General features: G+C 63.0%; 29 protein-coding genes and 2 tRNA genes. 16 read left to right on the forward strand and 15 right to left on the reverse strand.

The window, feature by feature from the left end; all coding sequences use genetic code 11:
* Window positions 1-63 precede the first annotated feature (63 nt).
* From sohB to PSEEN_RS10560, 3 genes are all read left to right on the forward strand, one after another.
* On the forward strand, window positions 64-1,080 hold the full coding sequence (gene sohB / locus PSEEN_RS10550) for a protease SohB (RefSeq protein WP_011533487.1): 1,017 nt from the start codon (window positions 64-66) through the stop codon (window positions 1,078-1,080).
* A gap of 144 nt (window positions 1,081-1,224) precedes the next feature.
* Window positions 1,225-1,298, forward strand: a tRNA-Cys gene (locus tag PSEEN_RS10555).
* A 161-nt stretch (window positions 1,299-1,459) separates the two neighbouring features.
* Complete coding sequence (locus PSEEN_RS10560) at window positions 1,460-1,876, forward strand: hypothetical protein (RefSeq protein WP_011533488.1); 417 nt, start codon at window positions 1,460-1,462, stop codon at window positions 1,874-1,876.
* A gap of 21 nt (window positions 1,877-1,897) precedes the next feature.
* Here the strand turns inward: PSEEN_RS10560 and PSEEN_RS10565 are convergent, their stop codons facing one another.
* Window positions 1,898-2,560 (reverse strand): SOS response-associated peptidase, encoded by a 663-nt coding sequence (locus PSEEN_RS10565; protein WP_011533489.1) that lies wholly within the window; start codon window positions 2,558-2,560, stop codon window positions 1,898-1,900.
* Between the two features lie 398 nt (window positions 2,561-2,958).
* Between PSEEN_RS10565 and PSEEN_RS10570 the strand changes: the two genes are divergently transcribed.
* Window positions 2,959-3,147 carry a hypothetical protein gene (locus PSEEN_RS10570; RefSeq protein WP_011533490.1) on the forward strand — a complete coding sequence of 63 codons (189 nt, stop codon included), beginning with the start codon at window positions 2,959-2,961 and terminating at the stop codon, window positions 3,145-3,147.
* A gap of 28 nt (window positions 3,148-3,175) precedes the next feature.
* Here PSEEN_RS10570 and PSEEN_RS10575 read toward each other — a convergent pair whose 3' ends face one another.
* The 3 genes from PSEEN_RS10575 to PSEEN_RS10585 form a co-directional block, all read right to left on the reverse strand.
* The gene (locus PSEEN_RS10575) at window positions 3,176-3,589 is read right to left on the reverse strand and encodes a DoxX family protein (RefSeq protein WP_011533491.1); all 414 of its coding nucleotides are present in this window, start codon (window positions 3,587-3,589) and stop codon (window positions 3,176-3,178) included.
* Window positions 3,590-3,691: 102 nt separating this feature from the next.
* Window positions 3,692-3,776: transfer RNA gene (locus PSEEN_RS10580), tRNA-Leu, on the reverse strand.
* Window positions 3,777-3,868: 92 nt separating this feature from the next.
* Complete coding sequence (locus PSEEN_RS10585) at window positions 3,869-4,081, reverse strand: hypothetical protein (RefSeq protein WP_011533492.1); 213 nt, start codon at window positions 4,079-4,081, stop codon at window positions 3,869-3,871.
* 103 nt (window positions 4,082-4,184) lie between these two features.
* On the opposite strand from PSEEN_RS10585, the gene PSEEN_RS10590 reads away from it, so the two are divergent.
* The 4 genes from PSEEN_RS10590 (at window position 4,185) to PSEEN_RS10605 (ending at window position 7,543) form a co-directional block, all read left to right on the forward strand.
* Window positions 4,185-4,475: a hypothetical protein gene (locus tag PSEEN_RS10590; protein ID WP_011533493.1), complete on the forward strand. Its 291-nt coding sequence runs from the start codon at window positions 4,185-4,187 to the stop codon at window positions 4,473-4,475.
* Window positions 4,476-4,554: 79 nt separating this feature from the next.
* Window positions 4,555-5,715 carry a two-component system sensor histidine kinase NtrB gene (locus PSEEN_RS10595; protein ID WP_044487992.1) on the forward strand — a complete coding sequence of 387 codons (1,161 nt, stop codon included), beginning with the start codon at window positions 4,555-4,557 and terminating at the stop codon, window positions 5,713-5,715.
* 10 nt (window positions 5,716-5,725) lie between these two features.
* Entirely contained in the window at window positions 5,726-7,171 is a 1,446-nt protein-coding gene (locus tag PSEEN_RS10600) for an ATPase domain-containing protein (RefSeq protein ID WP_011533495.1), read from the forward strand.
* 12 nt (window positions 7,172-7,183) lie between these two features.
* Entirely contained in the window at window positions 7,184-7,543 is a 360-nt protein-coding gene (locus PSEEN_RS10605; protein ID WP_011533496.1) for a response regulator, read from the forward strand.
* Window positions 7,544-7,618: 75 nt separating this feature from the next.
* Here the strand turns inward: PSEEN_RS10605 and csrA are convergent, their stop codons facing one another.
* The 8 genes from csrA to PSEEN_RS10640 all read right to left on the reverse strand — a co-directional run bounded on the left by csrA (window position 7,619) and on the right by PSEEN_RS10640 (window position 13,364).
* Window positions 7,619-7,816: a carbon storage regulator CsrA gene (csrA, locus tag PSEEN_RS10610; protein ID WP_011533497.1), complete on the reverse strand. Its 198-nt coding sequence runs from the start codon at window positions 7,814-7,816 to the stop codon at window positions 7,619-7,621.
* A 263-nt stretch (window positions 7,817-8,079) separates the two neighbouring features.
* Window positions 8,080-9,090, reverse strand: a complete 1,011-nt coding sequence (locus tag PSEEN_RS10615) for a DNA topoisomerase IB (RefSeq protein ID WP_011533498.1) — start codon at window positions 9,088-9,090, stop codon at window positions 8,080-8,082.
* Between the two features lie 56 nt (window positions 9,091-9,146).
* Window positions 9,147-10,238, reverse strand: a complete 1,092-nt coding sequence (modC, locus tag PSEEN_RS10620) for a molybdenum ABC transporter ATP-binding protein (RefSeq protein WP_011533499.1) — start codon at window positions 10,236-10,238, stop codon at window positions 9,147-9,149.
* Window position 10,239: 1 nt separating this feature from the next.
* Window positions 10,240-10,920, reverse strand: a complete 681-nt coding sequence (modB, locus tag PSEEN_RS10625) for a molybdate ABC transporter permease subunit (RefSeq protein WP_011533500.1) — start codon at window positions 10,918-10,920, stop codon at window positions 10,240-10,242.
* Window positions 10,920-11,678 (reverse strand): molybdate ABC transporter substrate-binding protein, encoded by a 759-nt coding sequence (modA, locus tag PSEEN_RS10630; RefSeq protein ID WP_011533501.1) that lies wholly within the window; start codon window positions 11,676-11,678, stop codon window positions 10,920-10,922. Before modA ends, modB begins: the two co-directional genes overlap by 1 nt.
* Before the next feature lie 97 nt (window positions 11,679-11,775).
* On the reverse strand, window positions 11,776-12,849 hold the full coding sequence (locus tag PSEEN_RS10635) for an NAD(P)H-dependent flavin oxidoreductase (RefSeq protein ID WP_011533502.1): 1,074 nt from the start codon (window positions 12,847-12,849) through the stop codon (window positions 11,776-11,778).
* Between the two features lie 35 nt (window positions 12,850-12,884).
* Entirely contained in the window at window positions 12,885-13,055 is a 171-nt protein-coding gene (locus PSEEN_RS26860; protein WP_011533503.1) for a hypothetical protein, read from the reverse strand.
* Window positions 13,056-13,061: 6 nt separating this feature from the next.
* Window positions 13,062-13,364: a DUF1883 domain-containing protein gene (locus PSEEN_RS10640; protein ID WP_008090281.1), complete on the reverse strand. Its 303-nt coding sequence runs from the start codon at window positions 13,362-13,364 to the stop codon at window positions 13,062-13,064.
* A 162-nt stretch (window positions 13,365-13,526) separates the two neighbouring features.
* On the opposite strand from PSEEN_RS10640, the gene PSEEN_RS10645 reads away from it, so the two are divergent.
* The 8 genes from PSEEN_RS10645 to PSEEN_RS10680 all read left to right on the forward strand — a co-directional run bounded on the left by PSEEN_RS10645 (window position 13,527) and on the right by PSEEN_RS10680 (window position 20,979).
* On the forward strand, window positions 13,527-13,886 hold the full coding sequence (locus PSEEN_RS10645) for a hypothetical protein (protein ID WP_044488730.1): 360 nt from the start codon (window positions 13,527-13,529) through the stop codon (window positions 13,884-13,886).
* A gap of 145 nt (window positions 13,887-14,031) precedes the next feature.
* Entirely contained in the window at window positions 14,032-14,682 is a 651-nt protein-coding gene (locus tag PSEEN_RS10650; RefSeq protein ID WP_011533505.1) for a c-type cytochrome, read from the forward strand.
* Window positions 14,679-15,593: a c-type cytochrome gene (locus PSEEN_RS10655; protein ID WP_011533506.1), complete on the forward strand. Its 915-nt coding sequence runs from the start codon at window positions 14,679-14,681 to the stop codon at window positions 15,591-15,593. The genes PSEEN_RS10650 and PSEEN_RS10655 overlap by 4 nt, the downstream gene beginning before the upstream one ends.
* Before the next feature lie 290 nt (window positions 15,594-15,883).
* Window positions 15,884-16,723, forward strand: a complete 840-nt coding sequence (gene galU, locus PSEEN_RS10660; RefSeq protein WP_011533507.1) for a UTP--glucose-1-phosphate uridylyltransferase GalU — start codon at window positions 15,884-15,886, stop codon at window positions 16,721-16,723.
* Window positions 16,724-16,821: 98 nt separating this feature from the next.
* On the forward strand, window positions 16,822-18,177 hold the full coding sequence (gene gorA / locus PSEEN_RS10665; protein WP_011533508.1) for a glutathione-disulfide reductase: 1,356 nt from the start codon (window positions 16,822-16,824) through the stop codon (window positions 18,175-18,177).
* Between the two features lie 228 nt (window positions 18,178-18,405).
* Window positions 18,406-18,969 carry an alkyl hydroperoxide reductase subunit C gene (gene ahpC / locus PSEEN_RS10670; RefSeq protein ID WP_011533509.1) on the forward strand — a complete coding sequence of 188 codons (564 nt, stop codon included), beginning with the start codon at window positions 18,406-18,408 and terminating at the stop codon, window positions 18,967-18,969.
* A gap of 125 nt (window positions 18,970-19,094) precedes the next feature.
* Window positions 19,095-20,657 carry an alkyl hydroperoxide reductase subunit F gene (gene ahpF, locus PSEEN_RS10675; protein WP_011533510.1) on the forward strand — a complete coding sequence of 521 codons (1,563 nt, stop codon included), beginning with the start codon at window positions 19,095-19,097 and terminating at the stop codon, window positions 20,655-20,657.
* 130 nt (window positions 20,658-20,787) lie between these two features.
* Window positions 20,788-20,979, forward strand: a complete 192-nt coding sequence (locus PSEEN_RS10680) for a hypothetical protein (RefSeq protein WP_011533511.1) — start codon at window positions 20,788-20,790, stop codon at window positions 20,977-20,979.
* 1 nt (window position 20,980) lies between these two features.
* Here the strand turns inward: PSEEN_RS10680 and PSEEN_RS10685 are convergent, their stop codons facing one another.
* From PSEEN_RS10685 to PSEEN_RS10695, 3 genes are all read right to left on the reverse strand, one after another.
* Window positions 20,981-21,628 carry a YceH family protein gene (locus PSEEN_RS10685; RefSeq protein WP_011533512.1) on the reverse strand — a complete coding sequence of 216 codons (648 nt, stop codon included), beginning with the start codon at window positions 21,626-21,628 and terminating at the stop codon, window positions 20,981-20,983.
* 127 nt (window positions 21,629-21,755) lie between these two features.
* Complete coding sequence (gene sstT / locus PSEEN_RS10690) at window positions 21,756-22,967, reverse strand: serine/threonine transporter SstT (RefSeq protein ID WP_011533513.1); 1,212 nt, start codon at window positions 22,965-22,967, stop codon at window positions 21,756-21,758.
* A 93-nt stretch (window positions 22,968-23,060) separates the two neighbouring features.
* Window positions 23,061-24,368 (reverse strand): hypothetical protein, encoded by a 1,308-nt coding sequence (locus PSEEN_RS10695; protein WP_011533514.1) that lies wholly within the window; start codon window positions 24,366-24,368, stop codon window positions 23,061-23,063.
* Window positions 24,369-24,569 lie beyond the last annotated feature (201 nt).

A 24,569-nucleotide genomic window follows, 5' to 3' on the forward strand; every position in this document is an offset into this window, starting at 1 on the left:
GCGCACCGGTATGCTTGCAAGCATTTCGCGCCCCTCGTGGCGCTGGTCTATCAAGGAGTCAATGTGGAGTTTCTTGCCGAATACGCAAGCTTTCTCGCCAAAACCGCCACGCTGGTGATCGCCATCCTGGTCGTGCTGTCGGCCATCGCCGGGCTGCGCGGCAAGGGCAGGCGCAAACCGGGCGGGCAGTTGCAGGTCACCCGCCTCAACGAGTTCTACAAGGAGCTGCGCGAGCGCCTGGAGTCGGGCCTGCTCGACAAGGCCCAACTCAAGGCCCTGCGCAAGCAGCAGGCCAAGGCGGAAAAACAGCAGAAGAAAAAGCCCGATGACAAGCGCCGGGTGTTTGTTCTCGATTTCGATGGCGACATCAAGGCATCGGCCACCGAGAGCCTGCGCAACGAGATTACCGCGTTGCTCACCCTGGCTACCCCACAGGATGAAGTGGTGTTGCGCCTCGAGAGTGGTGGAGGCCTGGTGCACAGTTATGGCTTGGCAGCCTCGCAGCTGGCGCGCATCCGCGAGGCCGGTGTTCCGTTGACCATCTGCATCGACAAGGTGGCGGCCAGCGGCGGTTACATGATGGCCTGCATCGGCGAGAAGATCGTCAGCGCGCCCTTTGCGGTACTGGGCTCGATCGGGGTGGTGGCGCAGATGCCCAACGTCAATCGCCTGCTGAAAAAACATGACATCGATTTCGAGGTGCTCACGGCGGGTGAGTACAAGCGCACCCTGACCGTATTCGGTGAAAACACCGACAAGGGCCGGGAGAAATTCCAGGAAGACCTGGACATCACCCACCAGCTGTTCAAGGACTTCGTCGCCCGCTACCGCCCGCAGTTGCATATCGACGAAGTGGCTACGGGTGAAGTGTGGCTGGGTATCGCCGCGTTGAATCGCCAGTTGGTTGACGAGTTGGGCACCAGCGACGAGTACCTGAGCCAGCGTGCCCGCGAGGCCAACCTGTTCCACCTGCGCTTTGCCGAGCGCAAGACGCTGCAGGAACGCATCGGGGTAGCGGCCAGTGGCGCGGTGGAGAACACCCTGGTCGGTTTGTGGAGCAAACTCGGGCGTTTGCGCTAACACCTTGAACCCCTTGAAGATTTTTTTCAAAAAGGGGGTTGCAAGGTGAATCGAATGCCGACATAATGGCGTCCATCGAAACGCAGCTGACTTGAAAAAGCCCAGCGGTTTCAAGGGGATAGCGAAAGCTGACTCCGACTTTGAGGCCGAGTAGCAAAGTGGTTATGCTCCGGATTGCAAATCCGTCTACGCCGGTTCGATTCCGACCTCGGCCTCCATCATTCGAAACCCCGCAGATCACAGGTCTGCGGGGTTTTTCTTTTGCGGTATAGAACTACCGAAGTTCCTAAACAACGTACGGCCAGTCCCAAAACTTCTCTGTTTTGAGAGTTTGGCGATAGTGATTACGGAGCTTGCGGCCACCAACAAGGAGAGTGGTATGCGCACATTGATCGGCCTGGCCTCATTGGCACTGATCGCAGGTTGTTCCACGACGCCGGTTTCCGAGGAGCTTGCGAAGCAGATTCCAGCAGAGCGAATCTACGACCAGGCAATCACCAGAACAGTGTCGAATGACGAGTCCACGGTCACCTTCCTGCGTGACGAAGGGTTTTATGGGTCTGGGTGCAGCCATGTTGTGTATGTGAACAACCGCAAGGCCTTCGCCATCCGATCCGGCGAAGGCATTCGTCTCCACCTGGTGCCTGGCTCCTACTTCTTCCGTCTGGAAACAGGTGCAGGCATGTGCCCGAACATCGCCACATCCCAGAACTCTGAACTCAAGCCTGGAGCGCATGAGGCATATCGTATTCTCCTGCCTTCGGACGGCAGCCTGCGACTGACAAGGATCCAATAGCGAAGAGGGCACGCACGCAGGCTAGATCGGCTTGATCAGTTCGCTTCCCTGGTTCCTTGCATTCCCGACGGCCGCTGCCACCCGATACCATTCGAACGCTTCGGCAGGCTCTGCGAGCTCAAGCACCAATTGCTCGGCCTGCTCGCTGGGCGTTGCAGGCGTTAGCCAATCGCGGGCCAGTGCCGGAGCCAGCACCACGGGGCGTCGGTCGTGCACATCGACCATGCCACCCTGGGCGTCGGCGGTGATAATCACGAAACCGTCGTTATCAGTGCCGGCGAACTGGCCGATCGAAGCGCACAGGGCAGGGCGCCCGTCCCGACGCTTGATGAAGTAGGGCTGTTTTCTGGGGGCGCCTTCATCAACCCATTCGAACCACCCGTCTACGGGAGTGATCGCACGGTGGGGCCAGATCGCCCGAAAGAATGGGCCGTGCGCGACTTTTTCGGCCCTGGCGTTGATCGGCGGTGCTCGGTCGGTTGCCCAATGGGGGCGCCATCCCCATCGGACCAGGTCGGCCCGAGGGCCAGCGTGGTCCAGCCGAAGCACGGCCACCGCTGTCGAAGGGGCAATGTTGTAGCGCAGCAGCGGCAGGTTACCGACTGTCGTGCGCCAGGCGCCTTCCATGTTCAAGGTGTCGGCGAACTCATGCAGGCCGCGGTACTGTGAAAGTCTTCCGCACATGGAGCTTACCTCCGCACCTTGAGCATAGTTGCCGGTGCGGTGGTCAGTTGCTGGCCTGCAAGCACTGCCCCAAAAAAAGAAAACCCGCCGAGGGGCGGGTTGAACAGAACGTATCGAAGCCAGGTTAGTCTGCCTTCACGAATGTCAGCGTTTCGTGAAAACCGGTTGGCAAGGGCTCCAGTAACCGTTACTGAATTTTTCATCGATCATGTGTGTAGAGCGCCGCAGCGGCGCAAGCTCGCAAGAAAAAAGCCCGCCATGGAGGGCGGGCAAGAACGTTTCTGAAGGGAGAGCCCTTAACCTGCGCCTTGCCGGTTAAGGCAGGGTTAACCGCGTCGATGATTGACCAGGCGAGGCGCTCGGCTTATACAGGCGGGCTGTTGTTACCGGAGGCTGTGATGCACGACGAAGACGATTTGCCCGAACCCGAGCACGATCACCTGCTCGACCCCGAATTCCATGATGACTTCGACCCTGAGGCCGACGCCTATGGTGCGTTGGACGAAGTGGAGGAGGACGAGGAAGTGCTGGATGACTTCGATGACGAGGAAGACCATCCAGCCTGGCATGACGACTACGACGATTGACGCCGCAGTCGCCGTGTAGCGGCATGGCTCAGCGTCGATCGAGTGAGAATCGGCCAGGGCCGCTGACGGCAAGCACAAGCAGCCCGCCAATGATGCTCAGGTTCTTCAGGAACTGGGTCAGGTTGGCGCTGCGCTCAGGGTCGACCATGTTCCAGAACGGGTGGCCGAGCAGGGCGGTGCCGAGCACGAACAGGGCGAACAACAAGGCCAGCGGCCGGGTGTAGAACCCGAGGATCAGCAGGATGGCGACCAGGAACTCCATGATCACCGCGATCGAGGCAACCAGCATGGGGGCGGGTGCGCCCAGTGACGTCATGTAGGCGACCGTGCCTTCGAACCCGGTGAGTTTGCTCCACCCGGAAAGCACGAACAGGATCATCAATAGAGTGCGGGCGACCAGCAGGATGAAGTCACGTTGACCGTCGAGCAGGGTATAGCGCATGGCGGCGCTCCAATGAACAGGGACATGTTCCACTCTAGCAGCCGGGCCTGTTTTTGACGGGCATGAAAAAAGGCGCCGCAAGGGCGCCTTTTCGAATGAGGATGGTGCGAGTGGCGGGACTCGAACCCGCAAGGCTCACGCCGACAGATTTTAAGTCTGCTGTGTATACCAATTCCACCACACTCGCACGTTTGACTGTCGCGCTTCATAGGCAGAAGGGCCTGACAACCAAGGGCGCTTTATAACCCATTGTTATAGAAGCGTCAACCAGCGGCAGGTTCAGGCTTCGATGGCGCTGGCGATTTCGCGCATCTCGCACGCCGTGCCACGCAGGCCTTCCACATGCCCGTTCATGGCCTGTGCATCGGCCTGGTGGACCGAGTGGCGCAGGAACAGGGCGTGGCCATCCAGTGCCTCGCACAGCTCGTCAAGTTCCGTGGCCGTGCGCATCAGTTCATCCTGCAGGCCTTGCATGCGAAGGTTCGAATTCATGTCGCTTCCTTGTGGGTTCGAGGCGGGCGCAACTATAGGTCAATTGACAGGATGCTTCCATTACGCCACCTTTTGTTCATTGGATCCAATAGAGCGTGCCGCCATGCCTTCGTCTTCCTCCGACCCCAGTACTGTGCGTGGGCGCATTGTGCGCCCACGCCTGTTCTGGCGTCTGCTGTTCATTCAGGTCTGCCTGCTGGGGGCTTTTCTGTATGTCGGCCTTATGTGCCTGGGCGGTTACCTGGTGATGCTGGCGATCGACGAACAGCACCCTGATCCACAGCGGTTCATGGCTTTGTGCGGTGGAGCGTTGATTCTCCTGGTCGGCTTGTGGCTGCTGAAAGTGGCGATGCCAAGGCGTCTGGTACCGTCGCTGTTCGAGCGCGAGGGTTGACGATCGTCGCATGCGGCCCGGTGCCCGCGGGACTTTTGACTACGCTCAATATGTCCTTTCGCGGTCTTGTGGAGCTCGTATGGTTTCAGCGGACCACCCCGGCCAATCCAGCATGCCCGAAGCGCGCTATGAACAGTTGGTTCAGGCGGTGGTCGACTATGCCATCTACATGCTCGACCCGTCGGGGCATGTGGTGTCCTGGAATGCAGGGGCCCAGCGGATCAAGGGCTACCGTGCGGACGAAGTGATCGGCAAGCATTTTTCCCTGTTCTTTACTCACCAGGATTGCGCCGATGGGCGACCTGAGCGTTTGTTGCACCAGGCGCTGGAACAGGGGGTGGCGCAGGACGAAGGCTGGCGAGTGCGCAAGGACGGCACGCAGTTCTGGGCACTTGCCGCGCTGGATGTCATCCGTGACGAGCAGGGGCAAGTCATCGGCCTGGCCAAGGTGACTCGGGATATCACCGACCGTCGCGAGTCGGCCCTGCAGCTCGATGCCATGCGCGCGCAACTGTTCCAGGCGCAGAAGCTCGAGGCGCTTGGCCAATTGACCGGGGGATTGGCACACGACTTCAACAATCTGCTGACCATCATTCTCAGCTCGGCGCGTCTGGCGGTGAACAGCCAGGACCCGGCCCGTACCCAGCGCCTGCTCGACCATATCCTCGATGCCGGGCAGCGGGGCACGCAACTGACCCAGCAGTTGCTGAGTTTCGCCCGTCATCGTCAGCTGAGTGTGACGTTTATCGCGCCAGCCGACGTGGTGCAGGCAACGCGTGGTCTGTTGGAGCACGCCTTGCCACGGGACATTGAATGGCACGAGCAGGTCGAACCCGGTTTGCCATTGATCGAGGTCGATGCAGGTCAGTTGCAGATGGTCCTGCTCAACTTGATGTTCAACGCGCGTGACGCTATCCAGGGGGCAGGAACGATTCGCCTGGTGGTGGAATGTGTACAGTTGGCCGGTGAGGTCGAGGCGCTGCAGGGGCGCTTCGTACGCTTCGCCATCCACGATGATGGCCAGGGAATCGAGCCGGGCGTGTTACCGCGGATCTTCGAACCCTTCTTCACCACCAAGGCCTTTGGCAAGGGCACGGGGCTCGGGCTCAGCCAGGTCTACGGTTTCGCGAAGCAGAGCAATGGCGCGATCAGCGTGGACAGTCGACTGGGCGAGGGGACCTGCATGAGCCTGTACTTACCGGCCACCCAGGCGGCCGATGACCTTGAACCCGGGAGGTAGGTAGACAGCCATGGTAGAACAACTCAAGCGCCTGCCCACCGGTATTCCAGGGCTCGACGCCTTGCTCAAGGGTGGGTTGGTGGCCGGCGCCTCGTACATCGTCCAGGGCCATCCGGGCTCGGGCAAGACCATCCTCGCCAACCAGCTCGCCTGCAATCATGTGCGCGACGGTGGGCGGGTGCTGGTGGCCACCTTGCTCAGCGAGTCCCATGAGCGGTTGTTCCAGTACCTGTCGACGCTGGCCTTCTTCGATCCTTCCCAGGTGGGCGACGCCATTCAGTTCGTCAGTGCCTTCGATACGTTGGAACAGGACGGCCTGGACGCGGTGGTGCGTTTGTTGCGTCAGGAAATCGCCCGGCAGCAGGCCAGTCTCCTGATCGTCGATGGCCTGCTCAATGCCCGTTCGCGAGCGGAGACCAGCCTGGACACCAAGAAATTCGTTTCCGAATTGCAGGGGCATGCGGCATTCGCCGGCTGCACCGTGTTGCTGCTGACCAGTGCGCGCCTGGAGGAGGGCAGCCCCGAACACACCATGGTCGACGGCGTGATCGAGCTTGGAGAGCACTTGGTCGGCAGTACTGCCGTACGCCATGTCCAACTGCGCAAGACCCGTGGCAGCGGGGCATTGTCCGGACGTCATGAGTGCCTGATCGACGAGGATGGCCTGCAGATCTACCCGAGGCTGGAGTCGCTCTTCAGCCATCCCGGCGGGGAAGGTGGGCATACCGTGAACCAGGTGACCACAGGCGTCCCTGACCTGGACATGATGCTTGGCGGCGGCCTTGCCCAAGGCTCCGTGAGCCTGCTGATGGGGCCATCCGGTGTCGGCAAGACAGCCTTGGGAGTCGCCTTCCTCGCCGCATCCAGCAAGGAATCGCCTGGGCTGCATTTCGGGTTTTACGAAACGCCGGTGCGTCTGCGCCTGAAGGCGGCGGCGCTGGGCTATGAGTTGGCTGGACTGGAGCGCGACGAAGCGGTGCGGTTGAGCTGGCAACCGACGACCGAAGGGCTGCTCGACCAGGTCGGCGAACGTTTGCTGCGCCAAGCCCGAGAGATGGGCGCGCGGCGCGTGGTGATCGACAGCCTTGGCGCCTTTGGGCGCCTGGCGCTGGACCCGGCACGCCTGAATGCTTTTTTCCGTGCCTTGACCAGCGAACTGCGGTCACGTGGTATCACCGTACTGCTGACCTGGGAGATGCGCGATATCTTCGGTTCGGAGATCACCGCCCCGGCGCCGGATCTGTCGAGCATCGTCGATAACCTGATGCTGTTGCGGTTCGCTGAGCTTGAAGCCCGCCTGCACCGCGTGCTATCGATCGTCAAGGTGCGCGACAGCGACCACGACCCAGCCCTGCAGGCGTTGCACCTTGGGCCCCATGGCATCAGCCTGGGGCGTGTGTTCGACGGTGCCAGCGGTGTGCTCAGCGGTACGGCGGTCCCTCAGGGAGATCGCTGATGGGATAGTGCGATGAATACCATCCTGATCGTCGATGACGAGTACCTGATAGCCGACATCCTGGGCTTTGCCCTGGAGGATGAAGGCTTTCTGGTGGAAAAGGCCAGTAACGGGCACAAGGCCCTGGATGCACTGAAAGAGAAGCGCGTGGACCTGGTGATCACCGACTATATGATGCCGGTGCAGAATGGTTTGGAGCTGGCGCGGGCGATTCGCGAGGACCCGCAACTCCCGGACCTGCCAGTGATTCTCATGAGCGGCGCGCAGGCCAGCCAGGGGCGCGATTGCCCGGAACTATTCGCGGCGGTATTCGACAAGCCATTCGACATGGACAGGATGATCGCCAAGGTGCGCGAACTGCTGGGCACCTGAGGCGCGAGGTGGGCTCCCCCCGCGTGGGCGGGCAGTCGATCAGACGCGTCCGTGCGGCTTGATACTGGGTAGTTGTCAGTGGTGCTCGTCACCTTTCTCCGGGGCTGGGCTACCGGCCTGGATACGCTTGAAAATCTCTTCACGGTGCACCTGGACATCCTTTGGCGCATCGATGCCGATCCTCACTTGCATCCCCTTGACGCCCAGAATGGTGACTTTGATGTCATCGTTGATGACGATACTTTCGCCAACCTTGCGGGTGAGTATCAGCATGTAGTTCTCCTTGGTGGTGTAGAAAACCGCGGGGCCTGTGCCCAACGGGTGGGAGCTCGTCCCTCTTCCTTCTCATTAAAGACGCTTTCGGCGGATAGTAATTCCCTGGCAGACAAATTCTGTTGCCAGTCTTCAGGTGCAGGTGCCGATGAAAATGGCGAAACCATCATCGACGGAGGTGCTCGGTGGCAAGGATAGGGTGCTTGGCGTCATATGGGAAATTTCTGTGCTCGATGGGCTAAATAGGCAGAGTCAATGATCGTCTAGGCCTGCAGGTCCTGCAGGAAGCGCAACAGTGCCACTTCCTCCCGTTCCAGGCCCTTGCGCTGGCGGACACGAGGCAGCTTGGCCAGGTGCCCGAGCTGGAACTGTTCCAGCACGGCAGGGTGGATGTAGCAGCGCCGGCAGACCGCCGGGGTGTTTCCCAAGCGGGCCGCCACCTGGCGGACTATCGCGGCCACCTGGCGGCGGGCCTCGCTGATGGGTTCCCACGCCAGCGGTTTCAACAAGTCGAGGGCCAGGGTGCTGCCTGCCCAGGTGCGATAGTCCTTGGCCGTGAAGTCGGCCCCGGTGAGTTGCTGGATGAACTGGTTGATTTCGGTCGAGCCCACGCAGTGACGTTGTCCTTGCTCGTCGAGGTACTGGAACAATGCCTGGCCGGGTAGTTCGATGCAGCGCTTGAGCAGCCCGGCCAGGCGCCTGTCGCGCAATGTGACGTCATGCTCGACGCCGCGCTTGCCCCGGAACTGGAAGCGCATGATGCTGCCACGGACCCTGACGTGACGCGTCGCGAGGGTAGTCAGTCCATAGGAGCGATTGTCGCGAAGGTACTGTCGGTTACCGATGCGTATCAGCGTGTTGTCGAGCAGGCTGATCACCAGTGCCATGACCTTCTCCCGGCCCAGGCCGGGACATGCCAGGTGTCGATCCAACTGTTTTCGCAGGTTCGGCAGGGCTTCGGCGAAGGCCAGCATGCGGTCGTACTTGTGCTGGTCGCGCAGTTCGCGCCACAGGGCGTGGTAGCGGTACTGCTTGCGCCCGCGGGCGTCACGCCCGGTGGCCTGCAGATGCCCCTGCGGATCGGCGCAGATCCACACGTCGGTATAGGCGGGCGGAATCACCAGCGCGGCGATGCGAGCGAGCGTTTCAGTATCGCGAATCCGCTGGCCTTGCCTGTCGAAGTAATGAAAGCGCTCGCGCCAAAGACGCCGCGTCAGGCCGGGCTGAGTGTCATCGACGTAATGCAGTGAAGCAGGCAACGGGCAGTCAGGCATTCTGGCGATCCTGGCAAGGGTCATGCTGCAGTGGACACCCGCAGCATTGGCATTGCTCAACCCAGCAGTGCCACCGACTTGATCTGCGCCCACAGCGTTTGGCCTGCCTGCACGCCCAACTGCTCGGCCGAGTAGCGGGTAATGCGTGCCAGCAGCGGGTTGCCGGCGGCATCCAGGCTGACCAGAACATGGGCCGGGTTGTCGGCGGGGCGGCATTCGCGTACCCGGACCGGCAAGCGGTTGAGGATGCTTGAGGCAGCGTCGGCGTTCAGCGCCAGGCTCACGTCGCGCGCCTGCACCTTGAGCCGCAGGGTGCTGCCGACATGCAGGTCGGGATGGGCGATGCGCAGCAGTTGCCCGTCGCTGCCGGGCAGGCGCAGGTCGAACAATCCGTAATGTGGGTCATGGCCGACCACCACCCCTTCAAGCACGACGCCGGCGTCCTCGCCCTGGGCCAGCGACAGGTCGAGGCGGGCCAGGGTCTGGCCGATGGGGCCACTGGCCACGGCCTTGCCCTGTTCCAGCAGCACCAGATGGTCGGCCAGGCGTGCCACTTCGTCCTGGGCATGGCTGACGTAGATCAGCGGGATGTCCAGTTCATCGTGCAGGCGTTCGAGGTAGGGCAGGATTTCGCGTTTGCGCGCGTTGTCCAGGGCCGCCAGGGGTTCGTCCATCAGCAGCAGCCGCGGGCTGCTGAGCAGCGCCCGGGCAATGCCGACACGCTGGGCCTCGCCACCGGACAGCGTTGCCGGCTTGCGTTCGAGCAGGTGGCCGATACCGAGCAGTTGGCAGGCTTGCGCCTGGTTGATCTTGCGCTCGGCGGGGGCGATGCGGCGCCAACCGAATTCCAGGTTGGCGCGTACTGACAAGTGCGGAAACAGGCTGGCTTCCTGGAATACATAGCCCACCGGGCGTTTGTGGGGGGCGAGGAATAGACCGCGTGCGCTGTCTTCCCAGACCTCGCCGTTGACCTCGATGTAGGCGCTGGCGGCACGTTCGAGCCCGGCCAGGCAGCGCAGGCAGGAGGTCTTGCCCGAGCCCGAGTGGCCGAACAGGGCGCTGATGCCACGGCCAGGCAGGCACAGGTCGACATCCAGGGTGAAATCGTCGCGGGCCAGTTTCAGGCGCGCCTGTATCGCTTTGGTCATTTCAGCTCCAGCCCGCCTTGCCACGGCGGCCAGCATAGAGCATCAGCAGCACCAGGAAGGAGAACACCAGCATCGCCCCGGCCAGCCAGTGGGCCTGGGCGTATTCCATGGCTTCGACATGATCGAAGATCTGCACCGAAACCACGCGGGTCTTGTCGGGGATGTTGCCACCGATCATCAGCACCACGCCGAATTCGCCCACGGTGTGGGCGAAGCCGAGGATGCTGGCGGTGATGAAGCCGGGACGGGCCAGCGGCAGCACCACGTGGACGAAGGTGTCCCAGGGGCTGGCGCGCAGCGTCGCTGCCACCTCCAGTGGGCGCTGGCCGATGGCGCCGAAGGCGTTCTGCAGCGGTTGCACCACGAAGGGCATGGAGTACACCACCGAGCCGATCACCAGCCCGGTGAAGCTGAACACCACGCTACCCAGGCCCAGGGCCTGGGTCGTCTGGCCAATCCAGCCGTGGGGGCCGAGGGCCAGCAGCAGGTAGAAACCGATCACCGTCGGTGGCAGCACCAGGGGCAGGGCCACCACCGCGCCGATCGGCCCGCGCAGCCAGGAGCGGGTGCGGGCCAGCCACCAGGCGATGGGCGTGCCCACCACCAGGAGGATGGCTGTGGTCAGGCTGGCCAGCTTGATGGTCAGCCAGATCGCCCCCAGGTCACTGGCGTCGAGCGGCATCAGATTTCATAGCCGTACGATTTGATCACCGCGGCGGCTTTCGGGCCCTTGAGGTAGTCGACCAGTGCCTTGGCGGCCGGGTTGTCCTTGCCTTTGTTGAGGATGACCGCGTCCTGGCGGATCGGATCATGCAGTTCGGACGGGACGATCCAGGCCGAACCGTTCTCGATCTTGCCGTCCTTGTAGACCTGCGACAGGGCGACGAAGCCCAGTTCGGCGTTGCCAGTGGAGACGAACTGGAAGGCTTGGGTGATGTTCTGGCCCTCGACGATCTTGGCTTTGGTGGCTTCGGTCAGCTTGAGCTTGTCCAGCACCTGGGTGGCGGCCAGGCCATAGGGGGCAGCCTTGGGGTTGGCAATCGACAGGTGCTTGAATTCGTTCTTCTTCAGTACTTCGCCTTTGGCATCGACATAGCCCGGTTTGGCCGACCACAGTGCCAGGGTGCCGACGGCGTAGGTAAAGCGCGAACCGTCGACGATTTCCTTTTCCTGCTCGAGTTTGGCGGGGGTGCTGTCGTCGGCGGCGAGGAACACCTCGAACGGCGCGCCGTTCTTGATCTGCGCGTAGAACTGGCCGGTGGCGCCATAGGCGGCGACCAACTTGTGGCCGGTGTCTTTCTCGAAGTCCTTGGCGATGGCCTGGATAGGTGCGGTGAAGTTGGCCGCCACGGCGACCTGCACTTCATCGGCCAGGGCGTTGTTGACGGAAACCAGGGTGGCCAGGGCACTGATGGCCAGGTGGGACAGGCGAATACGCATGCAGACGGCTCCATAATGGACGACGGGTTATCGTTATGTCGTGGAATATATAGCGATAAGCCACCCGTCGGGAAGAGGGTGGCTCGGAAAAACCTGATCAGAAAGTCAGTTTTTTCAGTGCGTTGTCCGCGATGTCCCGGGTCCGTTCGCCTGCCGGCATGTGCCGCCCAAGCCGCAAGGCCTGGCCCGACCACAGGTTGCTGAAATCGGCATTGCCCTGCGCATCGGTGATTGCCCGCAATGGCATCAGCGCGCCGCCTGCCAGCGGGAAGCGTGGGGCGAGGGTATTCATCGGCCCCAGTTCGCGCATGAGGCGGTTGTTGATGCCCCGCGCGGGGCGGCCAGTGAACAGGTTGGTCAGCGCTGTATCGCTGGCCGGAGCCGTGTCCAGCGCGTGACGGTGGGCCGCGGAGACTTTCGCTTCCGGGCAGAACAAGTAGGCGGTGCCGATCTGCGCCGCCGAGGCGCCCAGTGCCAGGGCGGCGACCAGTCCGCGGTGGTCGCTGATCCCGCCAGCGGCGATCACGGGCACCCGCACGGCATCGACGATCTGCGGTACCAGGGCGAAGGTGCCGATCTGGCTGGTGATGTCTTCGCTGAGGAACATGCCGCGATGGCCGCCGGCTTCATAGCCCATGGCGATGATCGCGTCGCAGCCCCGCTGCTCCAGCCAGAGGGCTTCCTCGACCGTGGTGGCGCTGGACAATACCTTGGCGCCCGAAGCCTTGACCCGTTGCAGCAGGTCGGCCGAAGGCAAGCCAAAGTGAAAGCTGACCACTTCCGGGCGCATCGCCTCGATCAACTGGCAGCTTCGTTCGTCGAAGGGCGCCCGGTTGGACACGGGTGTCGGCGCCTCGAAGTCTGCCCCAAGCTCTTGGTAGTAGGGCTTGAGTGCCTGTTTCCAGCGCGCGTCGCGTTCAGGGTCGGGCGCAGGTGGCTGGTGGCAGAAGAAGTTCAGGTTGAGCGGGCCTTGGCAGGCGGCCCGGAACGCCTCGATCTCGCCGCGCACCTGTTCAAGAGTGAGCATGGCGCACGGCAGGGCGCCCAGACCGCCGGCATTGCCCACGGCGATGGCCATGGCCGCGCCGCTGGCGCCGGCCATGGGCGCCTGGAGGATGGGCACCTCGATGCCCAGCAGGTCGAGGATGCGGCGGTCTTGCCAGGTGCTCATGGGCGACTCCTTTCGTGCGGCTGGATCGGACGTGGTTACAGCGCCTTGCTCACCTGGATGTCGCTGATCTTGTCGGCGTCGTCGCCGTGGATCTTGCGCAGGGCTTCCCGGGCTTGCTCGAGGGAAGCATCCGGCATCTGGGCGAAGTCCCAACGGCGCTCGCCGTCGAGTTTGTACTTGATCACATACTTGATGGTCTGGGTCATGCGGTCTTATCCGAGTTTCGACGACGAGCGGCGAATGATCTTGATCTTGTGGGTGAGCGTCGGCTTGCGTGTTACCGAGATCGGCCGCGTGGTCACGGTGTCGATGGTGATGTTCCAGAAACCGGTGCTGGGTACGGTGATCTTGGCCGGGAAGCGTTCGAAGTGGCCGCCGTGGTACGTGTGCCGGCCGCCGTTCTTGAAACTGCGGAAGTTGGCGTCGTTCATCAGGCGGATATTGCAGCGCTGGGAGCACTCGATGACGACGATGTCGTCCTCGTTCAGGTGCTCGCGCTGGTGTACGAATTTCATGGGGTGCTCCGCAAGGATTGGTTCAGCAAAGGCGAACGATATCACGATGTGAGGGTACACTTGCGCCCTGGCTGGCCGGGCCAGGGAGATTTCTGCCAGAGCAGGGAGCAAAACCGCCCGGATGTGGTCACAGGATGACTTTCGATGTTGGAGATGGCGTGGATGAAGTGGATGGTAGTGGCAGCGGCGCTGGCGTTGGGTGGTTGTGTCAGCGTGGCGGAACTGGAACAGTCGCACGCGACCCTGGATGTGATCTCCGGCAAGACGCCGCGCGAGTATGCCGATTGCGTCAAGCACAATCTTGCCGATACGCGGGATCCGCTGCAGGAAGAGGAGACTGGCGATTCGCTGCGCCTGATCGTGCCGCAGAAGGTGTCTGCGGGTGTCGGCCCTGCCGCATTGGTGGATATCGACAAGCGTGGCAGTGGTAGCACCATCAAGGTTTATGAGCGCTTGAACAACTTCCCGCTGCGCCTGGGCGATGTGCGCACGGCAACGACCGAGTGCATCTCGGGTTCTTGATCCAGCTCAGCAAATGAGCGATTAACCAGCGGAATGTACGTTTCCTGCCCGGTGACGCGTTGTCGCACACCGGGGAATAGGCCTAGTATTTCTGGGCTTATATCGAATAAGCCTAAGCTTATAACAAGGAAATGGAGCCTCCGTGATGAAACCCTTGAGCCGTGTCGTGATCAGCAGTCTGCTGGTCCTGGCCTGGCCCTCGGCGCATGCTGCCGATGGCCAGAAAATCTTCAACCAGGGCGGACAGAACCCCGCTGCCATGGCCTGCCTGGGTTGCCATGGCGCCGACGGCAAGGGTATTGCCGCCGCTGGTTTTCCCCGCCTGGCCGGCTTGCCTGCCGGCTATCTCGCCAAGCAACTGCACGACTTTCGCAACGCCAGCCGCAAGCAGGCGGTAATGGAGCCGTTGGCCAAGGCGCTGGACGATGCGGAAATCGAAGCGGTCAGCGCTTACCTGAGCACGCTCCCGGCTGACGCGGCCCCCGATCAACGCCGCCAGCAGATCGCCACCGATCCGGTCACCCGCCTGGCACTGTATGGCGACTGGAGCCGCCAGATCCCCGGTTGCGTGCAATGCCATGGGCCTGGCGGCAGTGGTGTTGGCGAGCACTTTCCACCCTTGGCCGGGCAGCCGGCCGGTTACCTGGTTGCGCAGCTCAATGCCTGGCGCGACGGCAGTCGCAGCAACGACCCTAATCAGTTGATGGTCAATGTCGCCAAGGCGATGACCGACGCCGAGGTCAAGGCGGTCGCCGAGTACTTCGCCCATCCCGCCGTCCAGGAGGCCAAGCCATGAAAGCCGTGATTCCAGCCCTGCTGTTGTTGGCCATGGGTGGTACCCAGGCGGCGCCGATCGCCATGGAAGACCAATCCCAGCTCAAGGTGCCTGGCGCCCAGGCCGCGCCGCAGTTCGTGCCGCCGAGCGAAGACGCGATCCCGGACAATGCCTTCGGCAAGATGGTCCGTCAGGGGCACGCGCTGTTCGTCGATACCCGGCGGCTGATGCCCGAGGCCGTGGGCAATGGCCTGAACTGCAGCAATTGCCACCTCGACCAGGGCCGTCTGGCCCATTCTGCGCCGCTGTGGGGCGCCTATCCGATGTATCCGGCTTATCGCAAGAAGAACGACAAGGTCAACACCTTCGCCGAACGCATCCAGGGCTGTTTCCAGTTCAGCATGAACGGCAAGCCACCGGCCGCCGATAGCCCGCAGATGACCGCGCTCAGCGTATATGCCTACTGGCTTTCGACCCAGGCCCCGACGGGGGTGGAAATTGCCGGCCGGGGTTACCCCGAGGTGCCCAGGCCTGAAGGCGGGTATGACTTCAAGCGTGGCCAGCAGGTCTTCCAGGCGCAATGCGCGATCTGCCATGGCAGCGATGGCGAGGGCCAGAAGGTCGCCGGCGAGTACGTGATGCCGCCGCTGTGGGGCAAGGACTCCTACAACTGGGGGGCCGGCATGCACCGGATCAACACTTCTGCTTCCTACATCAAGTACAACATGCCCCTGGGCAAGCCCGGCAGCCTGAGCGACCAGCAGGCCTGGGACGTGGCGGCCTGGATCAATCGCCACGAACGGCCGCAGGATCCGCGGTTGGTGGAAGGCTCGATCGAGAAGACCCGGCTGAAGTTCCATGCCAATGATGGGGTCAACCTGTACGGGCAGAAGGTCGATGGGGTGCTGATCGGTCAGGGGACCGGCGGCTGACGGCGCTGTCTGGCAAGTGGCCTCCAGAGGGAGCAACTGTCTAGTCGATGCAACGATCGCAGGGGCCGCTTTGCGGCCCTTTCGCGCCACAAGGCCGCTCCCTCAAACGTGACGTCGGAACCGCCTGTGCAACCGTTCGACGGAGGCGATATTTACGATCCCCCGGAACTATCTACACTTGGATATCTCTATCATGGCATCGGCCAAGCGCGGGTGGGGCATTGTAAGGTGACCGCCGCCTGATTAGACTGCGCCGAATTTCGTACGCAAAGCCCTTGTTAAGGACGTTTATGATCAAAAAATGCTTGTTCCCGGCAGCCGGTTACGGCACTCGTTTCCTGCCCGCTACCAAAGCCATGCCCAAGGAAATGCTGCCGGTGGTCAACAAGCCACTGATCCAGTATGGCGTTGAAGAGGCACTGGACGCCGGTCTGCATCAGATCTCCATCGTCACTGGCCGTGGCAAGCGTGCCCTGGAAGACCACTTCGATATCAGCTACGAGCTGGAAAACCAGATCAAAGGCACCGACAAGGAAAAATACCTGGTCGGCATCCGCCGTCTGCTCGACGAGTGCTCCTTCTCCTACACCCGTCAGACCGAGATGAAAGGCCTGGGCCATGCCATTCTCACCGGCCGCCCGCTGATCGGCGATGAGCCGTTCGCCGTGGTGCTGGCCGACGACCTGTGCGTCAACCTCGAAGGTGAAGGCGTGCTCGCGCAGATGGTCGCGCTGTACAAGAAGTACCGCTGCTCGATCGTCGCCATCCAGGAAGTCGATCCGCAGGAAACCAACAAGTACGGCGTTATCGCCGGTGAAGAAATCAAGGACGGCATCTTCCGTGTCGACGCCATGGTCGAGAAGCCGAAGCCGGAAGACGCACCGTCCAACCTGGCCATCATCGGTCGCTACATCCTGACCCCGGACATCTTCGAGAAGATCGAACAGACCGAACCCGGCAAGGGCGGCGAAATCCAGATCACCGATGCGCTGATGAAGCAGGCCGCAGAAGGCAACGTGATCGCCTACAAGTTCAAGGGCAAGCGTTTCGACTGCGGTGGCGCCGAGGGTTACATCGAGGCGACCAACTTCTGCTTCGAGCACTTCTACAAGACCGGCAAGGCGTACTGAGTTCGCCCGCCAGGTCACCAAGCCACCCTTCGGGGTGGCTTTTTTGTTTGTGGCGGCCATCGGCGCTATGCTGGGCGACCGCCAAGGAGACTGAATACATGGCCTACGATTTTGATCTGTTCGTGATTGGCGCCGGTTCCGGCGGTGTGCGCGCGGCGCGTTTCGCCGCGGGCTTCGGTGCGAAAGTGGCGGTGGCCGAGAGCCGCTACCTGGGGGGCACCTGCGTCAACGTCGGCTGCGTGCCGAAGAAACTGCTGGTATACGGCGCCCATGTGGCCGACGAGCTGGAGCAGGCCGCAGGCTTTGGCTGGACCCTGGAAGAGGGGCACTTCGACTGGGGCACCTTGATCGGCAACAAGAACCGCGAGATCGAGCGTCTCAACGGTATCTACCGCAACCTGCTGGTCAACAGCGGTGTCACCCTGCTGCAGGGGCATGCGCGCATGACCGGTGCCCACGAAGTAGAAATGGACGGCCAGCGCTACAGCGCCGAGCACATCCTCATCGCCACCGGCGGCTGGCCGCAGGTGCCGGACATTCCGGGCAAGGAGCTGGCGATCACCTCCAACGAAGCCTTCTACCTCAAGGATTTGCCACGCCGCGTGCTGGTGGTGGGCGGTGGTTACATCGCTGTGGAGTTCGCCGGCATCTTCCAGGGCCTGGGCGCCGACACCACGCTGCTGTATCGCGGTGACCTGTTCCTGCGTGGCTTCGACGGTTCGGTGCGCACGCACCTGAAGGAAGAGCTGGAGAAGCGCGGGCTGGACCTGCAGTTCAACGCCGATATCCAGCGCATCGACAAGCTCGACGACGGCAGCCTGAAAGCCACGCTCAAGGATGGCCGCGAGCTGGTCGCCGACTGTGTGTTCTATGCTACCGGCCGCCGGCCGATGCTGGACAACCTGGGGCTTGAGAACACCGGTGTCGAGCTTGACGAGCGCGGTTTCATCCGCGTCGATGAGCAGTACCAGACCACCGAGCCCTCGGTGCTGGCCATTGGTGATGTGATCGGCCGTGTGCAGCTCACCCCCGTGGCCCTGGCCGAAGGCATGGCCGTGGCGCGCAGGTTGTTCAAGCCCGAACAGTATCGTCCGGTGGACTACCAGAACATTCCCACCGCGGTGTTCAGCCAGCCACCGATCGGCACAGTGGGCCTGACCGAGGAGCAGGCGCTCAAGGCCGGGCACAAGGTGCAGGTTTTCGAGAGCCGCTTCCGGGCGATGAAGCTGACCCTCACCGACATCCAGGAAAAGACCTTGATGAAACTGGTGGTGGATGCCGAGACCGACAAGGTGTTGGGTTGCCACATGGTCGGGCCCGATGCGGGTGAGATCATCCAGGGACTGGGGGTCGCACTGAAGGCCGGTGTCACCAAGCTGCAGTTCGACGAAACCATTGGCGTGCACCCGACCGCTGCGGAAGAGTTCGTCACGATGCGTACCGTGACCCGCTGAGCCTGCTGTTCGCCGGCAAGCCGGCTCCTACCTGGCCCGTGTAGGAGCCGGCTTGCCGGCGAACCGGTGCCACGCAATCCTTTGCTCAGCCCAATCCCTTCTATTAATAATCCCCGCTTATAGCCAAAACCAATCACCAGCATGAGCTTTGCCAATGAGCCTTCATCGGGACCAGCGGTTAGGATTCTCTCCGTCAACTGATTCCAACCCCATGAAGGAGCGTCTCTCATGCCGATCATCAACAGCCAGGTCAAACCGTTCAACGCCACCGCCTACCACAACGGCGAGTTCGTCCAGGTCAGCGAAGCCGACCTGAAAGGCAAGTGGTCCGTCGTGTTCTTCTACCCAGCCGACTTCACCTTCGTCTGCCCGACCGAACTGGGCGACCTCGCCGACAACTACGCCGAGTTCCAGAAGCTGGGCGTGGAAATCTACGGTGTGTCCACCGACACCCACTTCACCCACAAAGCCTGGCACGACACCTCGGACACCATCGGCAAGATCAAGTACCCGCTGATCGGTGACCCGACCCACGTCATCTCGCGCAACTTCGACGTGCTGATCGAAGAAGCCGGCCTGGCCGATCGCGGTACCTTCGTGATCAACCCGGAAGGCCAGATCAAGATCGTCGAAATCAACGACGGTGGTGTGGGCCGTGACGCCAGCGAACTGCTGCGCAAAGTGAAGGCCGCCCAGTACGTGGCCGCTCACCCAGGTGAAGTCTGCCCGGCCAAGTGGAAGGAAGGCGAAGCCACCCTGGCGCCATCGCTGGACCTGGTCGGCAAGATCTAAGCCGATGCGCACCCCGCGGGCGGTGGACAGCCGCCAAAGCTGAAGTCTCTATCGCCCCGTAAAAACGCCCGGGCGACCTCGCCTGGGCGTTTTTGTATCCGAGTTTTGAAAAAGGAATCGCCCGTATGTTGGACGCCACGCTTAAATCGCAACTGAAAACCTACCTGGAGCGGGTCACCCAGCCGATCGAGATCGTAGCCTCCCTCGACGACGGCGCGAAGTCCCGCGAATTGCACGACCTGCTGGTGGAAATCGCCGGCCTGTCGAACCTCATTACCTTCAGCGCGGACGGCAATGACGCCCGTCGTCCTTCGTTCTCGCTGAACCGCCCGGGGAGCGATATCAGCCTGCGCTTCGCCGGCATCCCCATGGGCCACGAATTCACCTCCCTGGTACTGGCGCTGCTGCAAGTCGGCGGCCACCCGTCAAAGGCCAGCGCCGAAGTGATCGAGCAGATCCAGGGGCTGCAAGGTGAATTCACCTTCGAGACCTACTTCTCGCTGTCGTGCCAGAACTGCCCGGACGTGGTCCAGGCGCTGAACCTGATGGCGGTGCTCAACCCCAATGTGCGCCACGTGGCCATCGATGGCGCGCTGTTCCAGGATGAAGTCGAGGCCCGCAAGGTCATGGCGGTGCCGAGCATCTACCTGAACGGCGAAGTGTTCGGCCAGGGCCGCATGGGCCTGGAAGAAATCCTCGGCAAGATCGACACCAGCGCCGGTGCTCGTCAGGCCGAGAAGATCAACGCCAAGGAAGCCTTCGATGTGCTGGTGGTCGGCGGTGGGCCCGCAGGTGCCGCAGCGGCGATCTATGCCGCGCGCAAAGGCATCCGTACCGGTGTCGCCGCCGAACGCTTCGGTGGCCAGGTGCTCGATACCCTGGCGATCGAGAACTTCATCTCGGTGCAGGAGACCGAAGGGCCGAAGCTGGCAACGGCCCTGGAAGAGCACGTCAAGCAGTACGACGTCGACATCATGAACCTGCAGCGCGGCGAAGCGCTGATCCCGGCCACCGACGGCGGCCTGCACGAAGTGCGCCTGGCTGGCGGCGCCTCGCTCAAGGCCAAGACCGTGATCCTGGCCACCGGCGCCCGCTGGCGCGAGATGAACGTGCCAGGTGAACAGGAGTACCGTGCCCGTGGCGTGGCCTACTGCCCGCACTGCGACGGCCCACTGTTCAAGGGCAAGCGCGTGGCGGTGATCGGCGGCGGCAACTCCGGCGTGGAAGCGGCCATCGACCTGGCGGGTATCGTCGCCCAGGTGACCCTGATCGAGTTCGACAGCCAGCTGCGCGCCGATGCCGTGTTGCAACGCAAGCTGCATAGCCTGCCGAACGTCAAGGTGATCACCAGCGCGCTGACGACTGAAGTGGTTGGCAATGGCGAGAAGGTCACCGGCCTGCGCTACAAGGACCGCACCAGCGACACGCTGCATGATCTGGCGCTGGAGGGCATCTTCGTGCAGATCGGCCTGCTGCCGAACACCGATTGGCTCAAGGGCACGGTCGAGCTGTCGCCACGTGGCGAGATCATCGTCGATGCCAAGGGCGCGACCAGCATCCCGGGCGTGTTTGCGGCGGGTGACGTGACCACCGTGCCGTACAAGCAGATCGTTATTGCGGTGGGCGAGGGCGCCAAGGCTTCGCTGGCGGCGTTCGATCACCTGATCCGTACCTCGGCGCCGGCCTGAGTCTGATTGCCGGATAGAAAAATGCCGCCCTTTCGCAAGAAGGGCGGCGTTTTTCGTAGGTGTAGGAGCGCAGCCTGTATGTATACGGCAGGTCTACGCTTAACCTCAGTCCACCTCAGGAACCTCTCCCATGAAGCCGATCAGCCGCGAACCCTGGTGGCTCGTGCCACCCCAGCCCGGTCAGAAAGAGCAGGACCTGCACTGGGGCTACCTGGAAATCTACGCCGACGGCCGTACCGTGTTCGTCGACCAGCGCCCCAGTGACAAGGAGCTGGCCGAGCGCAAGAGCTGCCGCAACTTCCCCGAGGCAGAACAGTCCTGACTCAGCCTTCCAGCTGGGCCAGGCGCGCCTCCAGCGCAGCGATACGCGCTTCCAGCGCCTCGATGCGTTCTTCCGACACACTCCCGCCAGCACTACGCCCGCCACCTTCCTGCTGGCGCGCGGCAAGGATTTCCTCGATCTGCGCCGGATCGCCCAAGGCATGGGTATAGCGGTCCTCGCGCTGCCCGGCCTGGCGTGGCAGGTGCAGGGCCAGGCCACGGGAGATCAGGCGCTCCAGCTGGTGCTGAACCTGGTCGACATCCTCGAAGTCATGCAGGCGATTGCTGCGGGTCAGCAGTTCGTTGAGGGTTTGCGGGCCGCGCAGGAACATCAGCCCCATCAGCACCAGTTGCGCCGGCACCAGTTCCAGGGCCTTGTCGACCCGCTGCTCCCAGCGGTCGGCGCGGCTGCCCATCTGCAGGCGGGCCATCTCCTGGCCCTCGAGGGCGCGCAGGGCCTGGCCGACCTGGCCGGGGGAGAGGTTCATCACAGGTTCGCGGCTGGTCTTCTGGTTGCAGGCCAGGACCAGGGCGTTGAGGGTCAGGGGGTAGGTTTCCGGGCTGGTGGCCTGCTTCTCGATCAGCGAACCGAGCACGCGGATCTCGATGCTGCTGAAGCGGCCTTCGCCGGTGGTTTCGTGTTCTGACATGGCCCTGTCTCGTTGCGAGGAAAAGGCCACTAGCCTAGGTAAAGTACCCGGCTTAAGCAATCGGTGTGGCGGTTCGCCGGCAAGGCCGGCTCCTGCAGGGAGACAGCTTGCCGGCGGAAGGGCCCGGTCAGGCGCTACGTTGTTCCATGGCCTGGCAGGCGGCCGCGGTGAACAGCACGTCGGTCGAGGAGTTCAGCGCCGTTTCCGCCGAATCTTGCAACACACCGATGATGAAGCCGACCGCCACGACCTGCATGGCGATTTCGCTGGGGATGCCGAACAGGCTGCACGCCAGCGGGATCAGCAGCAGCGAACCACCGGCCACGCCGGACGCGCCGCAGGCGCAGATGGCCGCGACCACGCTGAGCAGCACGGCGGTGGGCAGGTCGACCGGGATGCCCAGGGTGTGCACGGCGGCCAGGGTCAGCACGGTGATGGTGATCGCCGCGCCGGCCATGTTGATGGTCGCGCCCAGTGGGATCGATACCGAGTAGGTGTCTTCGTGCAGGCCAAGCTTCTGCGACAGCGCCAGGTTGACCGGGATGTTGGCCGCCGAGCTGCGGGTGAAGAACGCCGTGATGCCGCTTTCGCGCAGGCACATCAACACCAGCGGGTACGGGTTGCGGCGGATCTTCCAGAACACGATCAGCGGGTTCATCACCAGCGCCACGAACAGCATGCAGCCGATCAGCACGGCCAGCAGGTGCAGGTAGCCCAGCAGCGCGTCGAGGCCCGACTGCGCCAGGGTGGCGCTGACCAGGCCGAAAATGCCCAGCGGGGCGAAGCGGATCACCACGCGCACGATCAGGGTGACGCCGTTGGACAGGTCCTCGACCACGCCGCGGGTGGTGTCGCTGGCATGGCGCAGGGCCACGCCCAGGCCGATGGCCCAGGTCAGGATGCCGATGAAGTTGGCGTTGAGCAGCGCATTGATCGGGTTGTCCACCGCGCTGAGCAGCAGGTTCTGCAGCACCTCGCCGATACCGCCCGGCGCGCTGAGCGATGCTTCGCTGGTGCTCAGCACCAGGCTCGAGGGGAACAGCATGCTGGCGGCCACGGCCACCACCGCCGCGGCGAAGGTGCCCAGCAGGTACAGCCAGAGGATCGGGCGGATGTGGGTTTCCTGGCCATGGCGGTGGTTGGCGATCGAGGCCATCACCAGGATGAACACCAGCACCGGCGCCACGGCCTTCAGCGCGGTGACGAACACCTTGCCGAGGAACGCCAGGTCGCGGGCCACGGCCGGAGCGAACAAGGCGAGGGCGATACCGGCCAGCAGGCCGATGCAGATCTGCGTCACCAGGCCGGTGCGGTTGATCAGGCGAAGAACGGGGGTCATGTGCAGCACGGTCTCGGTTTTTGAAAAAGGGCGCGACTTTACCATAGACCTTGGTCGGGCTGTTCTGACGCTTGTCATGTCAGGTTGCGGCCGCTACCAGGCCATGGGCTTGTCGAAGCCTTTCCAGCACAGCCACCGGCGGATTTCCCCATGCTCGCCGGTGCCGATCTGCCAGTCGGGGCGGCCTCGGTCCAGGGCGATGAGCGAAATGAAACCGGCCTGGCTGGCCGCCACCAGGGTGCGGCCGTCCTGGCTGATGTCCATGGCGCTGATGGTCGAACCGAGGTAGTGCTGCCAGTGTTCCTGGCCGTCCTCGCCGAAGGCGCGCAGATAGCCTTGAGCATCACCAACGATGTATTCGCCGTCTCGGGCCACGCCAGCATGTAGCGGTGCGCTTTGTTGCAGCAGTGGAGCCTCGCTGTGGGTGCCGGTGCCCAGGCTCGGCAGGTCCGCTACGCGCACGCCGACGGTCGTGCCATGACAGCAGCGGCTGGCATGGAGAATCAACTGGTCACCGTGACGGTTGAACAAGGCGAAATGGGGAGACTCGCCGACCGGGTCGACTTCGGCCAGGTGGCGCAGTTGCTCATCGAGCACCAGGTGGCGGCCACACTGCTCGCCGAGCGCGATCAGCCGGCCATCCGGCGACAGCGCGGCGTGCTCCATTTCCAGCATCAGGGGGATGTCGTCCGGGTCGGTGCCGTTGCGCAGCGCCTCGAGGATCTCGCTTTCCCGTGGCAACAGGCGAGTCGCGCCCTGGGCCGCCAGCAGAAAGATACCGTCGCTGCTGACCAGCAACACGCGCTGCCCGTCGGGGAACGGCAGCAGCGCGGTTGGCGTCGGTGGCAAATCGAGTGGGTCGAACGGGTAACCCTTGGGGAGTCCCTCCAGCCCATGGGGCCACGCCAGCCGTGCAACCAGGGGGCCGCCCCAGCCATCGGTGACGCGCACGCCCTCGCTGTTGGCCAGGGCGTAATAGCGCCGCTGTGGGCAACGGCCGAAGTGTTCGACGCCGATCACCGGCGTGATGGTGTAGTCATCGATATGCAGCACCTGGCCCCGGTCCCAGGGGCGGCCGACCCGTACCAGCAGGCTGCCGTCGTCGAGCATCAGCAGGTGGCCGATGCCTTGGGCTTGCTTTTCCAGCAAAGGCAGCAATGGCAAGTGCGCTGGCGGCCAGGCCTCACGGAACAGGGCGCGCTGCTGCGCGTGCGTGCCGGGCCGGTTGATCGCCTGCAAGGCGCAGCGCCAGGCGTCGAGCAGGTGCGCGGTGTCGGGTACCTGGGGTTCGTCGAGCGTGTCCCAGCCTTGCGCACGGCCCTGCGCCACATAAGCGTTGATCGCTTGGGCATAGGTGATTACGGCGTTGCGCCACTGCTGCTGGGGGTGTTGCTTGTCCATGGTCGGATCGAACTCCTTGTTCCGCGAGGCTGACCGGGTGCGTGCCACAAAAGGGTGCACGAATGCGTGCATGGTACTCCGTCCACGCCCGTGGTTGTGAGGGCCAGGTGGGATGCGTACCATGCCGGCATCCTTCCAATAACAACACGTGCGTCAGCCGCCTGAGTGCCAGGTGGTCGGCGTGCGTGCCCTTGCCTTGTC

Source organism: Pseudomonas entomophila L48, from assembly GCF_000026105.1.
In the GTDB taxonomy this organism is placed as follows: Bacteria; Pseudomonadota; Gammaproteobacteria; order Pseudomonadales; family Pseudomonadaceae; genus Aquipseudomonas; species Aquipseudomonas entomophila.

Bases quoted from the DNA above. Each gene is read 5' to 3' on its own strand.
- PSEEN_RS10560 (WP_011533488.1), top strand. From the start codon at position 1,460: ATGCGCACATTGATCGGCCTGGCCTCATTGGCACTGATCGCAGGTTGT.
- PSEEN_RS10565 (WP_011533489.1), bottom strand. From the start codon at position 2,560: ATGTGCGGAAGACTTTCACAGTACCGCGGCCTGCATGAGTTCGCCGAC.
- PSEEN_RS10570 (WP_011533490.1), top strand. From the start codon at position 2,959: ATGCACGACGAAGACGATTTGCCCGAACCCGAGCACGATCACCTGCTC.
- PSEEN_RS10575 (WP_011533491.1), bottom strand. From the start codon at position 3,589: ATGCGCTATACCCTGCTCGACGGTCAACGTGACTTCATCCTGCTGGTC.
- PSEEN_RS10585 (WP_011533492.1), bottom strand. From the start codon at position 4,081: ATGAATTCGAACCTTCGCATGCAAGGCCTGCAGGATGAACTGATGCGC.
- PSEEN_RS10590 (WP_011533493.1), top strand. From the start codon at position 4,185: ATGCCTTCGTCTTCCTCCGACCCCAGTACTGTGCGTGGGCGCATTGTG.
- PSEEN_RS10595 (WP_044487992.1), top strand. From the start codon at position 4,555: ATGGTTTCAGCGGACCACCCCGGCCAATCCAGCATGCCCGAAGCGCGC.
- PSEEN_RS10600 (WP_011533495.1), top strand. From the start codon at position 5,726: ATGGTAGAACAACTCAAGCGCCTGCCCACCGGTATTCCAGGGCTCGAC.
- PSEEN_RS10605 (WP_011533496.1), top strand. From the start codon at position 7,184: ATGAATACCATCCTGATCGTCGATGACGAGTACCTGATAGCCGACATC.
- csrA (WP_011533497.1), bottom strand. From the start codon at position 7,816: ATGCTGATACTCACCCGCAAGGTTGGCGAAAGTATCGTCATCAACGAT.
- PSEEN_RS10615 (WP_011533498.1), bottom strand. From the start codon at position 9,090: ATGCCTGACTGCCCGTTGCCTGCTTCACTGCATTACGTCGATGACACT.
- modC (WP_011533499.1), bottom strand. From the start codon at position 10,238: ATGACCAAAGCGATACAGGCGCGCCTGAAACTGGCCCGCGACGATTTC.
- modB (WP_011533500.1), bottom strand. From the start codon at position 10,920: ATGCCGCTCGACGCCAGTGACCTGGGGGCGATCTGGCTGACCATCAAG.
- modA (WP_011533501.1), bottom strand. From the start codon at position 11,678: ATGCGTATTCGCCTGTCCCACCTGGCCATCAGTGCCCTGGCCACCCTG.
- PSEEN_RS10635 (WP_011533502.1), bottom strand. From the start codon at position 12,849: ATGAGCACCTGGCAAGACCGCCGCATCCTCGACCTGCTGGGCATCGAG.
- PSEEN_RS26860 (WP_011533503.1), bottom strand. From the start codon at position 13,055: ATGACCCAGACCATCAAGTATGTGATCAAGTACAAACTCGACGGCGAG.
- PSEEN_RS10640 (WP_008090281.1), bottom strand. From the start codon at position 13,364: ATGAAATTCGTACACCAGCGCGAGCACCTGAACGAGGACGACATCGTC.
- PSEEN_RS10645 (WP_044488730.1), top strand. From the start codon at position 13,527: ATGAAGTGGATGGTAGTGGCAGCGGCGCTGGCGTTGGGTGGTTGTGTC.
- PSEEN_RS10650 (WP_011533505.1), top strand. From the start codon at position 14,032: ATGAAACCCTTGAGCCGTGTCGTGATCAGCAGTCTGCTGGTCCTGGCC.
- PSEEN_RS10655 (WP_011533506.1), top strand. From the start codon at position 14,679: ATGAAAGCCGTGATTCCAGCCCTGCTGTTGTTGGCCATGGGTGGTACC.
- galU (WP_011533507.1), top strand. From the start codon at position 15,884: ATGATCAAAAAATGCTTGTTCCCGGCAGCCGGTTACGGCACTCGTTTC.
- gorA (WP_011533508.1), top strand. From the start codon at position 16,822: ATGGCCTACGATTTTGATCTGTTCGTGATTGGCGCCGGTTCCGGCGGT.
- ahpC (WP_011533509.1), top strand. From the start codon at position 18,406: ATGCCGATCATCAACAGCCAGGTCAAACCGTTCAACGCCACCGCCTAC.
- ahpF (WP_011533510.1), top strand. From the start codon at position 19,095: ATGTTGGACGCCACGCTTAAATCGCAACTGAAAACCTACCTGGAGCGG.
- PSEEN_RS10680 (WP_011533511.1), top strand. From the start codon at position 20,788: ATGAAGCCGATCAGCCGCGAACCCTGGTGGCTCGTGCCACCCCAGCCC.
- PSEEN_RS10685 (WP_011533512.1), bottom strand. From the start codon at position 21,628: ATGTCAGAACACGAAACCACCGGCGAAGGCCGCTTCAGCAGCATCGAG.
- sstT (WP_011533513.1), bottom strand. From the start codon at position 22,967: ATGACCCCCGTTCTTCGCCTGATCAACCGCACCGGCCTGGTGACGCAG.
- PSEEN_RS10695 (WP_011533514.1), bottom strand. From the start codon at position 24,368: ATGGACAAGCAACACCCCCAGCAGCAGTGGCGCAACGCCGTAATCACC.